Origin of the sequence: Mesorhizobium sp. Primo-A (assembly GCF_003997175.1) — a bacterium.
Classification (GTDB): Bacteria; Pseudomonadota; Alphaproteobacteria; order Rhizobiales; family Rhizobiaceae; genus Mesorhizobium; species Mesorhizobium ciceri.
On record NZ_RZTG01000002.1, the window covers coordinates 371344 to 385449 of the forward strand.

General features: G+C 63.8%; 11 protein-coding genes. 7 read left to right on the top strand and 4 right to left on the bottom strand.

Translation table 11 applies throughout. From position 1 onward, the window contains the following. Positions 1-19 precede the first annotated feature (19 nt). Both EOC83_RS04560 and EOC83_RS04565 read left to right on the top strand, forming a co-directional pair. Positions 20-1033: a type II secretion system F family protein gene (locus EOC83_RS04560; protein WP_013533679.1), complete on the top strand. Its 1014-nt coding sequence runs from the start codon at positions 20-22 to the stop codon at positions 1031-1033. 9 nt (positions 1034-1042) lie between these two features. Further along, positions 1043-2065, top strand: coding sequence for a type II secretion system F family protein (locus EOC83_RS04565; protein WP_013533678.1), 1023 nt, complete (start codon positions 1043-1045; stop codon positions 2063-2065). A gap of 90 nt (positions 2066-2155) precedes the next feature. On the opposite strand, the gene EOC83_RS04570 is transcribed toward EOC83_RS04565, so the two are convergent. Next, a complete protein-coding gene (locus EOC83_RS04570) occupies positions 2156-2977 on the bottom strand; it encodes a tetratricopeptide repeat protein (RefSeq protein ID WP_013533677.1) in 822 nt (273 codons plus the stop codon). Positions 2978-3093: 116 nt separating this feature from the next. Between EOC83_RS04570 and EOC83_RS04575 the strand changes: the two genes are divergently transcribed. From EOC83_RS04575 to pdeM, 5 genes are all read left to right on the top strand, one after another. Continuing rightward, positions 3094-4458, top strand: a complete 1365-nt coding sequence (locus tag EOC83_RS04575; RefSeq protein ID WP_063169999.1) for a M17 family metallopeptidase — start codon at positions 3094-3096, stop codon at positions 4456-4458. Positions 4459-4530: 72 nt separating this feature from the next. Next, complete coding sequence (locus EOC83_RS04580) at positions 4531-4881, top strand: MarR family winged helix-turn-helix transcriptional regulator (protein WP_013533675.1); 351 nt, start codon at positions 4531-4533, stop codon at positions 4879-4881. Between the two features lie 26 nt (positions 4882-4907). Further along, positions 4908-5768: an NlpC/P60 family protein gene (locus EOC83_RS04585; RefSeq protein ID WP_063170457.1), complete on the top strand. Its 861-nt coding sequence runs from the start codon at positions 4908-4910 to the stop codon at positions 5766-5768. Positions 5769-5967: 199 nt separating this feature from the next. Further along, positions 5968-8517 carry a ligase-associated DNA damage response DEXH box helicase gene (locus EOC83_RS04590; protein ID WP_063170000.1) on the top strand — a complete coding sequence of 850 codons (2550 nt, stop codon included), beginning with the start codon at positions 5968-5970 and terminating at the stop codon, positions 8515-8517. Next, entirely contained in the window at positions 8514-9230 is a 717-nt protein-coding gene (gene pdeM / locus EOC83_RS04595; RefSeq protein ID WP_063170001.1) for a ligase-associated DNA damage response endonuclease PdeM, read from the top strand. Before EOC83_RS04590 ends, pdeM begins: the two co-directional genes overlap by 4 nt. Before the next feature lie 6 nt (positions 9231-9236). Here the strand turns inward: pdeM and EOC83_RS04600 are convergent, their stop codons facing one another. Genes EOC83_RS04600 through EOC83_RS04610 form a run of 3 tightly spaced genes read right to left on the bottom strand, consistent with a single transcriptional unit; the run spans position 9237 to position 13837 of the window. Beyond that, positions 9237-10172, bottom strand: coding sequence for a DmsC/YnfH family molybdoenzyme membrane anchor subunit (locus EOC83_RS04600; RefSeq protein ID WP_063170002.1), 936 nt, complete (start codon positions 10170-10172; stop codon positions 9237-9239). 3 nt (positions 10173-10175) lie between these two features. Next, complete coding sequence (locus EOC83_RS04605) at positions 10176-10910, bottom strand: 4Fe-4S dicluster domain-containing protein (protein WP_063170003.1); 735 nt, start codon at positions 10908-10910, stop codon at positions 10176-10178. Further along, entirely contained in the window at positions 10907-13837 is a 2931-nt protein-coding gene (locus EOC83_RS04610) for a molybdopterin oxidoreductase family protein (protein WP_063170004.1), read from the bottom strand. Before EOC83_RS04610 ends, EOC83_RS04605 begins: the two co-directional genes overlap by 4 nt. Positions 13838-14106 lie beyond the last annotated feature (269 nt).

Sequence of the window (14106 nt, forward strand, 5' to 3'; positions counted from 1 at the left end):
GGTGTAAGGGTTCGGGCCAATGTTTGGAATTGACGGCACAGTACTGGCGTTTGTCGTGCTCGCCGGCTTCAGCGCCGGCGCCGTCGCTTATGCATTTCTGTTCACCCGGATCAGCAACGAGAAACAGGTCGGCAAGCGGCTCGAAACAATCAGGACCGCCGAGACGGATCGCTCCGTCGTCAAGGCCTCGCGCGACCGCGTGGCGGAAGCCGCCAAGCGGCGCAAATCGGTTCAGGATTCTCTCAACGAACTCGACGCCAAGCAGAAAACCAAGGACAGCCGCGTCAAGAAGCCGCCGCTGAAAGCCCAGCTTCGTCAGGCCGGCCTCAAGACCACCATCGAGCGTTTCTATATATATTCCGCAATATGCGGCATCGTTTTGACGATGGCCGCTTTCGTGGCCGGAGCCCCGCTGATCGCCTTGCCGGGCGTGCTGCTGGCCGGGGGGCTGGGCCTGCCGCGCTGGTTCGTCACGTTTCGCCGCGCCCGCCGGGTCAAGGCATTCCTCAACGAATTTCCAAACGCGCTCGACATCATCGTGCGCGCGGTCAAATCCGGCCTGCCGCTGAACGATGCCGTGCGCCTGATCGCCAACGAATCGCCCGAACCCGTGAAGACCGAGTTTCGCCGCATCGTCGATTCACAGCAGATGGGCCTCTCTATCCCCGACGCGACCTTGCGCATGCCCGAAACCATGCCTTGCACCGAGGCAAGCTTCTTCGGCATCGTTATCCAGATTCAATCGCAAGCCGGCGGGAATCTCTCCGAGGCGCTGGGCAATCTTTCGCGCGTGCTTCGCGATCGCAAGAAGATGAAAGCCAAGGTCGCGGCGCTGTCGATGGAAGCGAAGGCATCCGCCGCGATCATCGGTGCGCTGCCCTTCATCGTCGCCTTTCTCGTCTACCTGTCGAGCCCGGCCTACCTGATGCCGCTCTTCAACACCAGCGTCGGAAACCTGATCCTTGGTTGCTCTGCGGTCTGGATGTCGATCGGCATCCTGGTGATGCGCAAGATGATGAACTTCGAAGTCTAGGATGCTGGCATGACCGAGCAAGTCATCAAGACCCTGACGGATCCGAGCTTCCTGATCGCGATGCTGGTCGCGATAGCGGTGTTTGCGACCGTCTTCACCTTGCTGCCGGCGTTTGGCGGAAACCAGCTCAAGTCACGCATGAAATCCGTTGCGCTGGAGCGCGACGAACTGCGTGCGCAACAGCGCGCCCGGCTTGCGGTCGAGGCCGACCGCCGTCGCAAGGGCTTGCGTGAGGAACAGTCGATCGGCATGCGCAACATCGTCGACCGGCTGGATCTGAGACGCGCGCTCGCCGATGAAGGCACCTTGCAGAAACTCAAGGTGGCCGGTTTTCGTGGACAGAATCCGCTGACGCGGTTTCTTTTCTTTCGTCTCGTGCTTCCTTTTGTCGGTTTCGCGCTGGCCGCAATCTACATCTTCGTGCTCGGAGGACTGCCCGACAAGCCATTGGTCATCAGGCTGTTCGTCTGCATCCTCGTTGCTTACGGCGGCTTCTACGCGCCGGTCATCTACGTCAACAACCGCGCCACCAAGCGCAAGCAGTCGATCCAGATGGCATGGCCGGATGGGCTCGATCTGATGCTGATCTGCGTCGAATCGGGCATGTCGGTGGAAGCAGCATTGCGCAAGGTCGCCGACGAGATCGGCGCGCAATCGGTGGCGCTGGCGGAAGAGTTCATCCTCACCAATGCCGAGCTTTCCTATCTGCCGGAGCGCAAGCAGGCCTACGAGAACCTGGCAAGCCGCACCGGCCTGGATTCGGTCAAGTCGGTGTCGCAGGCGCTCGTCCAGGCCGAGCGTTACGGCACGCCGGTGGCGCATGCACTGCGCGTGCTTGCCGCCGAAAGCCGCGACATGCGCATGAATGCGGCCGAGAAGAAGGCGGCCGCCCTGCCGCCAAAACTTACCGTGCCGATGATCCTGTTTTTCCTGCCGGTGCTTTTCGCCATCATCCTGGGTCCCGCCGGCATTCAGGTCAGCCAACGCGGTATCTTCGGCGATCATGCGGCGCCGGCAACAAACGCCCAGTAGCGGCAAGGCAAATTCCTGCAGTACACTTCAAACGAAGAGGCCGCGCTGCATGCAACGCGGCCTCTTCGTTGGGGCATCGGAATTGTGGTCTCAGTTGGTTGCGGATTTCGGCTTGTCCTGGTCCTTGAGCTGGCTCCAGGCGTTCTGTTGGGCCAGCATCTGCCTGAGATAGGCGACATTTGCCTGCGCCTGTTCGGGCGACAGTTCCTGTGAGGCGATCTTCTCGGCCTCGTCGAACCGGCCTTGCAGGCCGACGACCAGCGCCAGGTTCTGGCGGACCCGGCTGTCCGCATTCGGCTGTTGCGCGGCCGAGCGCATATAGGTTTCGGCGGTGCGCAGATCACCTTCCAGCACATACGACATGCCAAGATTGGAGAGCACGGAAGGCTCGTTCGGCTTGAGGTCGAGCGCCTTGCGGTAAAGCTGGCGCGCATCGTCCTTCTGGCCGGTCTGGTCGAGAATGGCCGCTTCCGCCGACACCAGCCTCCAGTCGGGATATTCCGGTGTCTGAGCGCGGCGCACGGCGTCGAGCGCCGCCTCGAACTGGCCATTGGCGGCCAGCGCCTTGCCGTAGGAGGCAAGCACGTCACGATCCTTGGGCAAAGCGATGGCGAGTTTGCGCATCACGGCCAGCGACTGGTCGGCGTCGCCATCCATCTGCAACGCCGCCGCATAGTTCGTCGCTATCCGCTTGTCGTTGGGGTTCTTCGCGTAGGATTGGCCAAGTGCGCCGGTGGCATTGTGCAGTTCGCCGGCCGACATGCTTTCAAGCGGTTTGCCGCTGGTGCGTGCGATAGAGCCGGTGGAGAGCTTGTCGGTTCCGCAACCGGCGACGCCCGCCGTCAGCGCCAGCACAAGAGCCATGGTGATGAGCCGTTTTCCCCTGATATTGATCCTGCGGTTGGTCGGCATGGCACCCTAAGCCTCCATTCATGCGCGGCCATTGCGTGGCCGTCTTCCCTCTCGCAGAAATATTCTGTTAACCCTAACGGACGGTTAAGAACGGCGACTCACACGGAGAACATCGCATGCCTGTCGAACTCGTCGGGAAGACATTGCCGGGCGCGTTGCCGGTCCATCTGGTCGCCAGGGACGGTCTGGACGCGGCCGGTCTTGCGCCGGCCGCCATCGCCTGGGCCAGGGCCAACGGCTTTTCCGGCGAGGCAGGCAGGACACTGGTCGTGCCCGGCGAAAACGGGGCGCTCGGCGGCGCCTTGTTCGGTATCGGCGATGGCGAAGGCGCGCTTGCCCTCGGCGCATTGTCGAAAGCCTTGCCGGAAGGCGACTGGCATTTCGCCTTGGCGCCGGCCGAGGCCGAACTCGCGGCGATCGCGCTGCTGCTCGGCGGTTATGTCTTCACCCGCTACGGCAAGAAGCCAGGCAGGGCGCTGCGCTTCGGCCTGCCGGCCGACGTCGATGCCGGGCGCGTTCGCCGCATTGTCGATGGCGTCTTCCTGACACGCGATCTGGTCAACACGCCGACCAGCGATATGGGTCCGGAAGATTTGGAGCAGGCGGTGCGGACCCTGGCCGCCAGGCACAAGGCCGAAGTCTCGGTGATCAAGGGTGACGATCTCCTCGACCGGAACTTCCCGATGATCCATGCGGTCGGCCGTGCGTCGACCAGCGCACCGCGCTTGATCGACATGCGATGGGGACAGCAAGACGCACCGAAGGTGACGCTGGTCGGCAAGGGCGTCTGCTTCGACACGGGCGGCCTCGACATCAAGCCATCGTCCGGCATGCTGCTGATGAAGAAGGACATGGGCGGTGCCGCCAATGTCCTTGGCCTCGCCTCGATGATCATGGCTGCCGGGCTGAATGTGCGGCTGCGCGTGCTCATTCCCGCGGTGGAAAATTCGATTGCCGGCAACGCCTTCCGGCCTGGCGACGTGCTGATGAGCCGCAAGGGCATCACTGTCGAGATCGGCAACACGGATGCCGAGGGACGGCTGGTGCTGGCCGACGCGCTGGCGCTGGCCGACGAGGAGGAGCCGCAGCTTCTGGTCGACATGGCGACGCTGACCGGGGCTGCCCGTGTCGCGCTCGGCCCCGATCTGCCACCGTTCTACACCGGCGACGAAACGCTGGCATCCGATCTGGCGGAGGCTTCCGTCGCGACGGAGGATCCGCTGTGGCGCATGCCGCTGTGGCGGCCCTACGATGCAAAACTGTCGTCGAAGATCGCCGACATCAACAATGTCACCACGGACGGTTTCGCCGGCTCGATCACAGCGGCGTTGTTCCTGAAGCGCTTTGTCGAAAAAACCGCGGGCTGGGCGCATTTCGACATCTTCGCCTGGAATCCGGCTGATCGTCCGCATGGCCCCGCCGGCGGCGAGGCACAGGGCATCCGCGCGCTGGAGCGGATCATCGCGAAACGCTATGGCTGACAGTCGCAGGCGAAAGACGGCAATCGCTTTGACTGAAACGGAACCGAAACAATTTGCCGTCATGCTGGCGCGATGTCGATTGCGATGCGCCCGAGCCAGGCCTTGCGACTGTGGCAGCAGGTGATGCTGTCGCAGGTGCGCGACGACGCGCCCGATCTGACCATGCGCCAGACGGCAATCCTGTTCACCATCTATCTCGATCCGCCGCCGCACACCGTGCGCGGGCTCGCCGCCCGGCTCAATGTCACCAAGCCGGTGATCACCCGCGCCCTTGACACGATGGGCGCTTTGAAACTCGTCTCGCGCCATCGCGACGAGCTCGACAAGCGCAATGTTCTGATCAGGCGCACGGTCGAGGGCGCGCTCTTTGTCGAGCGCTTCGGCGATGGTATCATCGCCAAGGCGCTCGAACTGCCGATGTGAGCGACCTTTTCAACAGAGTGCTCGATTTGACTGCCAGGGATGCCCGCCTTCACGCTTTTCGCTCGGACCTTGCCGATGCACGGCTGAAGGGTGAGGTCGCCGCTGACCGCTTCGTCGCCGGCCGGCCGGCGCGGGTCATCGCGTCAGTGGCCGATATGCGCAAGGCGCCGCGGGCGGATGCCGGCGTCAACACGCAAGCCCTGTTCGGCGACGATGTCCTGGTCTTCGATGTCGCTGAAGGCTGGGCCTGGGTCCAGGCCGAACGCGACGGCTATGTCGGCTATGTCGCCGACACGATGCTGGGCAAACGGGACCATACGCCGACGCACATCGTCTGCGTGCCGCGCACCTTCCTCTATCCCGCGCCGGATCTGCGCTTTCCGATCGCCGGACAATTGTCGATGGGATCGACGGTGACAGTGACGGAGGCGGCCGAGACGCGCGGTACGCACTATGCGGTCCTGCCGTCCGGCGAGGCGCTGATCGCAGGTCACCTGCGGCCGCTCAGTGAAGCTGTGTCCGACTATGTCGCGGTTGCCGAGGCGTTTCTAGGAACACCCTATCTCTGGGGTGGCACTTCCGGTTTCGGCATCGACTGTTCGGGGCTGGTGCAACTGGCGATGCGCATGGCCGGCAGAGACGTGCTGCGCGATTCCGACATGCAGGCTGCGGCCCTTGGCGAGCCGCTGGAACCGGGACCTGATTTCTCCGGCTTGCGACGCGGCGATCTGGTGTTCTGGAAGGGCCATGTCGCCGTCATGACCGATGCCGACACGATGATCCACGCCAACGGCCACACCATGCTGGTGTCGCGCGAAGGCCTGAAGGATGCGGTTGACCGCATCGGTTATCTCTATGGTGGCCCGACAGGGTTCAGGAGGCCGTAGCCTTTCTTCCTTCGCCCCGTTCACGGGGAGAAGGTGCCCGAGGGCGGATGAGGGACAGCGCCAGCATTGAGAGGTTCGCGCCGCCCCCCACCTGCCTGCCGGCATCCTCTCCCCGTACCGGGGCGAGGAAAGCTCACCTCGATCACCTTTTGTTCCGATTTTCCTTGGCGTTCGCGCGCCGTCGCGCTACCTCTGGCGGGTGACAGTTGAGCCGCGCCTTGCCGAACAGAATGCCGCCGTGGCCCTGCCCGAACCATTCCTCAGATGGTTTGGCGAGAAAGGCTGGTCGCCGCGCGCCCATCAGATCGAACTTCTGGCGAAGGCCCAGGCCGGTCAGTCGGTCCTGCTGATCGCGCCGACCGGTGCCGGCAAGACGCTGGCCGGCTTCCTGCCTTCGCTGACCGAACTGGCCAACCGGCCAAAGAGAAAGCCGGGCCAGGCGCAGCGCGGTATCCACACGCTCTACATCTCGCCGTTGAAGGCGCTTGCCGTCGATATCGAGCGTAATCTCGGCAAACCGGTGGAAGAGATCGGGCTGCCCGTCACCATCGAGACGCGCACCGGCGACACGCCGGCGCACAAGCGCCAGCGCCAGAAACTGGTGCCGCCCGATATCCTGCTGACCACGCCCGAACAACTGGCGCTGCTGATTGCGGCCGGCGATGCCAGACGCTTCTTCGAAGATCTGCGCTACGTCGTGCTCGACGAACTGCATTCGCTGGTGACATCGAAACGCGGGCATCTGCTCGCGCTCGGCCTGGCACGGTTGCGCAGCTTTGTCCCTGGTCTGCAAACCATCGGGCTATCGGCGACGGTGGCCGAACCTGACGAGTTGCGGCGCTGGCTGGTCAGCCAGAATCCACCCAAGGGTTCGACAGGCCATGACATGGCCGAACTGATCGTCGTCACCGGGGGTGCGAAACCGGAGATTTCCATCCTCGACTCCGAAGAGCGCGTGCCATGGGCGGGACATTCTGCGCGCTACGCCACGCCGGAAATCTATCGCGAAATCAAGCGCCACAAGACGACCCTGCTGTTCGTCAACACGCGCAGCCAGGCGGAGCTGCTGTTCCAGGAATTGTGGCGGGTCAACGAGGACACGTTGCCGATCGCGCTGCATCACGGTTCGCTCGACGTCGCCCAGCGCCGGCGGGTCGAGAAGGCGATGGGCGAAAACGCGCTGCGCGCCATCGTCGCCACCTCGACTCTCGATCTCGGCATCGACTGGGGCGATGTCGATCTGGTGGTGCATGTCGGCGCGCCAAAGGGGGCGAGCCGACTGGCACAGCGCATCGGCCGTGCCAACCACCGCATGGACGAGCCGTCCAAGGCGATCCTCATCCCCGCCAACCGCTTTGAGGTGCTGGAATGCCGGGCCGCCCTCGACGCGAACTATCTAGGCGCGCAGGACACGCCTCCGTTGATCAATGGCGGGCTCGATGTGCTGGCCCAGCATGTGCTCGGCTGCGCCTGCGGCGCGCCGTTCCGTGCCGATGACCTGTACGAGGAGGTGCGAACGGCAGCACCCTATGTCAGCCTCGACCGGCCGACATTCGACCGCGTCATCGACTTCGTTGCCACCGGCGGCTATGCGCTCAAGAACTACGAGCGCTATGCCCGCATCCGTTTGAACAAGGACGGGTTGTGGCGGGTGTCCAATCCGCGCGTCGCCCAGCAATACAGGCTGAATGTCGGCACCATCATCGAGGTGCCGGCGCTGAATGTTCGATATGTGCAGGCCGGCAGCAAAGGCGCGGCTTCGCGTGGCGGCCGGGTCCTCGGCAAGATCGAGGAGGCCTTCCTCGAAACGTTGACGCATGGCGACACGTTCATGTTCGCCGGCAAGGTGCTGCGCTTCGAGGGCATCCGCGAGAATGAATGCTTCGTGTCGAACGCGCCGGGCAGCGATGCCAAGGTGCCCTATTATGGAGGCGGCAAGTTTCCGCTTTCGACCTATCTCGCCGAACAGGTCCGCATCATGCTCGATGACCCGCAGCGATGGAAAAAGCTGCCCGAGCAGGTCGCCGACTGGCTGCGCTTCCAGGCCGACAAATCGGTGCTGCCCAAGCGCGACGACCTGCTGATCGAGACCTTTCCACGCGGCAATCGCCACTATCTGGTGGCTTACCCGTTCGAGGGCAGGCTGGCGCACCAGACGCTCGGCATGCTGCTCACCCGCCGCCTCGACAGGGCAGGAGCCAGGCCGCTCGGCTTCGTCGCCACCGATTATGCGCTGGCTATATGGTCACTGGGCGACATGGGCGCGATGTTCAAAGCCAGGAAGCCTTCGCTGAGCGCACTTTTCGACCAGGACATGCTGGGCGACGACCTCGAAGCCTGGCTGGCCGACAGCTGGCTTCTCAAGCGCACCTTCCGTAACTGCGCGCTGATTTCCGGATTGATCGAGAAACGCCACCCTGGCCAGGAGAAGAGCGGCCGCCAGGTCACCGTCTCGACCGACCTGATCTATGATGTGCTGCGCAGCCATGAACCGGACCACATCCTGCTGCAGGCGACGCGTGCCGATGCGGCGGCCGGCCTGCTCGATGTCAGCAGACTTGCCGACATGCTCTCGCGCATCCAGGGTCGAATCGTGCATAAGGCACTCGAACAGATATCGCCGCTCGCCGTGCCGATCATGCTCGAGATCGGCAAGATGCCGGTGAACGGCGAAGCCGATGAGACATTGCTGATGGATGCGGCGACGCTGGTCGCAGAGGCCATGGGGCCGGAGATGGTCGAGGAATGAATTTTTCGCTGGCGCGCACATCGCTGATCGCCGAGGCCGATCTTGTCGGCATCGCCGGCAAGCGCGCCGTCTGCGACCCGCGCGGCGTGCTCTATTTTCCGGATCTGCGGCTTCTGGCCGTGTCCGATCTGCATCTGGAAAAGGGTTCGTCGCTGGCACGCCGCGGCACGCTGATCCCGCCCTACGACACCGGCGCGACCTTGCTGCGATTGCAGGCCGTCATCGCTGACTACCAGCCGTCTATCGTCATCAGCCTGGGCGACAGCTTTCACGATGGCGGTGGCGCCCAGCGCATGCATGCAAGCTTCCGCGAGCGGCTGGAGGCGTTGATATCAGGCCGGCAATGGTTCTGGGTCGCCGGCAATCATGACCCGGAAGCGCCAGCCGACCTGCCTGGCGAGACGGTGCGTGAACTTGCCATCGGCTCGCTGCTGTTCCGGCATGAGCCGTCGAAGCAGCGTGTCGAAGGCGAAATAGCGGGCCATCTGCATCCCTGCGCCCGCATCGTCCAGCAGGGCCGCTCGGTGCGGCGGCGCTGCTTTGCCGGCGACGGAGGCCGCATGATCATGCCGGCCTTCGGCGCCTATACCGGTTCGCTCAACGTTCTCGACCGCGCCTATGCCGGGCTGTTCCGGCTGGACACGCTGATGGCCTATATGCTGGGCGCCCAACGCATCTTTGCCATTTCCGGCTCGATGCTGCGGCCGGGCTAAACAGCCCTACCTGCCGTAATAAAGCGTAACCGTGTGCTTCGCCTCTGCAAAAAACAGCCAGCGCTCGACCAGCATGCCGGCGAACTGGATTGCAGCAGCGAGTACCGACAGCAACGCTGCCGGCGGCCAGGGCAGGGCGAACACAATGGCGAGCAGCCCCAAGGGCAACGCGAAGGCCAGAAGCTGCGTGATCTGACGCAGCCGCGCGCCATGCTTGCGCGCGATGCGGAAACCCATTTCCTTGAGCAGGTAATTCTCTTCGGTATGCGGCCATTCCAGCGACCGCACCGTACCTCCCGCCAGCCCGGTCGCGGTGTTGGCGGTGGTCGGGATCTCCAGCCGGTCATTGTAGCGCCAGGTCGCCAGCTTCCAGCCCCAGCCGGTCAAGGTCAGCAGCAGGCAAGCCGCCAGCTGCACCTTCGAACCAAGCGCAAAGCCCTGCAGCAGCGCGTTCAGCAGCACGCTGCCGGTCATTGCCGAGAAGATGAGATAGCCGGGCAGGGTGAAGCGGCTATGCCATTGGGCGATCGGCTTCAGCGACGCATAAATCATGCCGGTGGTGCAGACGGTGATGATTGCGCCGATGGTGGCCAGAGATCCGGCGATGCCGACCCAGCCATCGGTCTTGCCGAAGAATATCCAACCGATGCCGAACAGTCCCGCCGGAATGAAGGTGATGACCGAGGCAACACCTTCGCGCGACAGCCATGAACTGCGCCATTGTGAGAACGCCCGCCAGGCGCGTTCGGGGCGGCCGAGATGACCCGTCGAGGACAACAGGCCGGCTACGATCAGGCCGAGCGCCAGCCCCATGCCGATGAAGCCCAGCCAGAAATCGGGTGGGATGATCTGGAAGCCTCCGAGCGTGCCCAGCAGCGCGAGCAGGCCGTAGCCCGCGCCGGTGGCAGTGGTGAAGAAGACGACGGAGAAGGCTGGATGCATGGGTCAATTCGAAAGCATGCGGTCGACCCAGCCGAGGAAACCGCCTTCGGCCCGCACCGGTTCCAATGCCGGCGCGGCCACCGATGCGGCGCGCGCGGTGTGGGCGCGCGGCGGCAAATATTTGTTGGTCGGGCGATAGCCGAGCTCCGGCATCAGGTCGACGCCGCCACGCTCGGCCACCAGTTGCGAGACCGCCGACAGGGGATCGCCGAGATCACCGAAATGCCGGGCGCTGGTCGGGCAGGCGGCGACGCAGGCCGGCACGCGGTCTTCTTCGGCCAGATTGTCATTGTAGATGCGGTCGACACACAGCGTGCATTTCTTCATCACCCCGACATCGGTGTCGAATTCGCGTGCTCCATAAGGACAGGCCCAACTGCACAATTTGCAGCCGATGCACTTGTCCTCGTCGATCAGCACGATGCCGTCCGAAGCCCGCTTGTAGGAGGCGCCAGTCGGGCAGACGGTGACGCAGGCCGGCGTCTCGCAATGCAGGCAGGAGCGCGGGAAGTTCACCGTCCGTCCGCCCATCTCGGTGGTGTGCTCATAGCTGTGCACGCGGTTGAACCAGACGCCGTCGACATGGCCGCCATAGGGATCGATGTCGGTCAGCGGCGCCATGTGGCCGCCGGTGTTCCATTCCTTGCAGGCGGTGACGCAGGCCTGGCAGCCGACGCAGGTGTCGAGATCGATGACGAGGCCGAGCTTCTTGCCGCTTTGACTTGGCAGACAGGTCATTTGGTCGCCTCTCTCGCCCTGCGGAATTCGGCGCCGAAAGTCAGTCTGTCGGGCGAGGATTCGAAATGCGGCGGCTGCAGGAAACGCTGGAACTGCGGCTCGGTGAACCCGGCTTCTTCGGCTGCGCATTTGACGATGCGCACGCGCAGGTCGAACCACGCAGCCTGGCCCGTCACTGGATCGGAATTCGAATAGCGTTTGCCCTGAGCGTCGGCCGAGGTCTGGTCGCCGATGATATGGTTGAGCAGGAAGCCGCGGTTGCTCTCGGCCGCGTCGTCCTTCAGCCCCCAGCTGCCGCGCCTTTTGCCGATGGCGTTCCAGGTCCAGACCGTGCTTTCGTTCACCCCGTCGATCAGCTTGATCTGCCCCTTCACTCTGCCGTTGATGCTTTCGATCCACACCCAGTCGTCATCGACAAGGCCGAGACCGGCTGCCGTCCGGTGATGCACGAACAGCCGGTTCTGGCTGGTGATCTGCCGCAGCCACGCATTCTGCGAACCCCAGGAGTGGTACATGTGCATCGGCCGCTGCGTCAGCGCATGCAGCGGATATTTTTCGAGGTCGACGACCGCTTCCTCGAAGGGCATGTGCCAGAAGGGCAGCGGGTCCATGTAGGTCTCGATGCGCTGGCGATCGCCTTTCGGCGGCACCACACGGCCATGGCCACGCGCGGCGAGCCTGAAGCGCTGCATAGGCTCCGAGTAGAGCTGGAAAACGATCGGTTCGGCTTTCGGGATAAAACCCATCTGCACTGCGAAGTCGAGATAGGAGCGGTTGGCCATCTTGTAATAGCGCTGGTCGTCCGCGAAATCATGATGCCAGAAGCCGCCATTGTCGATGTAGCGCTGCAACTGGTCCGGGTTGGCCTCACCCCTGCCGGTCGAGGTCCCATCCTTGCCGCGCCAGCCGGCGAGCGGGCCGATGCCGGGCGTGCGCTCATGGTTGACGATGTAGTCGGCATAGTCGCGGTATCTGGCCGAGCCGTCCTCATCGACGAAACCAGGCAGGCCGAGCCGGGCGCCGAGTTCGATCAGCACCGACTGGAACGGCCGGACGTCGCGGTCGGGCTCGATGACGGGATGGCGGATGGCGTCGCCCGGTCCGTCGGCATGACTGATCGGCCGGTCGAGCAGGCTGATGCAGTCGTGGCGCTCGAGATAGGTCGTGTCCGGCAGCACCAGATCGGCGAACGGCACGGTCTCGGAATAATAGGCGTCGGAATAGATGATGAAAGGGATCTTGTAGTTGCCCGCTTCGTCGCTGTCGGTCAGCATCGCCATGGTCTCGACGGTGTTCATCGAGGAATTCCACGCCATGTTCGACATGTACATCATCAGCGTGTCGATCTTGTAGGGATCGCCTGCCCAGGCGTTGCGGATGACGGTGTGCATCAGGCCGTGCGCGGCCAGCGGCGCGTCCCACGAATAGGCCTTGTCGATGCGAAGCGGCGTGCCGGCCTCGCCGACCAGCAAATCGTCCGGCCCGCAGACGAAGCCGAGCGGCATGCCGTCGAGCGGCGTCATCGGCTTGACGGTCTTGCCCGCCGGCTTCGGTCCGGGCGGCGCGGATCGAGGGTAGGGCGGCTTGAAGCGGAAGCCGCCGGGGACATCCACCGTGCCCAACAGCACCTGAAGGAGATGGATGGCGCGGCAGGTGTGAAAACCGTTCGAATGGGCAGAGATGCCGCGCATGGCGTGCATCGAGACAGGCCGCCCCTTGATCGTCTCGTGGCGGCGCCCGGCCCAGTCGGTCCAGGCGATCGGCAATTCGATCGTCTGTTCGAAGGCGACATGGGCGAGTTCGGCGGCGATCCTGCGGATCGTGTCGGCGGCAATGCCGCAGCGCTCGGCGACCGAGTCCGGTGCGTAACTCTCATCGAGGTAGCGGTCGGCGATCAGCTGGAACACCGGGACGCAGCGGCGCCCGCCGATCGTGAAGCTGCCGGTCAGCGCCGGTTTCGCACCGGCATCGGCGGCGCTGACCGGTGTCTTCGCCACCCTGTCCCAAGCCAGCGGATTGCCGTCGGCATCGCGCACGAACAGCCCGTCATCGGCAGCACCTGGCTCCTGCACGACGAGAACATGGGCATTGGTGTAGCGCAGCAGATACTCGAGATCGACGCGACCCGCCTTGAGCAATTCGTGGATGAGGGCGAACACGAACAGGCCGTCTGTTCCGGGCCGGATGCCGATCCAGTCATCGGCAATGGCATTGTAGCCGGTGCGGCACGGATTGATCGAGACGACCTTGGCGCCGCGCGCCTTGAGCTTGCCGAGACCGATCTTGATCGGGTTGGAATCGTGATCCTCGGCGACACCGAATAGCATGAAATACCGGGTGTTGTCCCAGTCGGGCTCGCCGAACTCCCAGAACGAACCGCCGATCGTATAGAGGCCGCCGGCCGCCATGTTGACCGAACAGAAGCCGCCATGGGCGGCGAAGTTCGGCGTACCGAACTGGCTCGCCCACCAGCCGGTCAGCGACTGCGACTGGTCGCGGCCGGTGAAGAAGGCGAGTTTCCTGGGGTCGGTCCGGCGGATGTTCGACAGCCGTTCCGTAGCGATAGAAAACGCCTCCTCCCACTCGATCTCGCGGAACTCGCCGGAGCCGCGCGGGCCGGCGCGCAGCAATGGCTTCTTCAGCCTTGCCGGGCTGTAATGCTGCATGATGCCGGAGCTGCCCTTGCCGCAGATCACGCCGCGATTGACCGGGTGGTCCTTGTTGCCGTTGATGTAGCGGACCTTGCCATCCTTGATGTGTACATCGATTCCGCAGCGGCAGGCGCACATGTAGCAGGTCGTCTTGGCGATGCTGTCGGAAACGGCAGGCGAGGTGTCGACGCCGTCGCCTTCATCGGGCGCTCGCGTGTCGGCAAGCGGGCGTTGCGATGGTGCCGAATTCGCGCCGCGCGGCGGTCCCTGCATCATGATCCGGTGGCGCCTGTACGGCGCATGGATTTGGCCCGCGTCTTCGGCCCGGGGCCGCGCATATAGTGCTCTTCCGGGTGATAGCGATCGCCGGCCAGCCGCCGCCTTAAGCCGCGGGTCCAATGCGCAAGCAGGGATCTGAGCCGCCCGATCATTCTGCTCTCTGCGATCTTTCGGCGAATTTTTTCTAACTTCGCCGGAAAACTTAGAATAAAGGTATCGATCTGTCTAATCAGTTGTTCTTGTAAATTCGATCGATATTGGTTCTT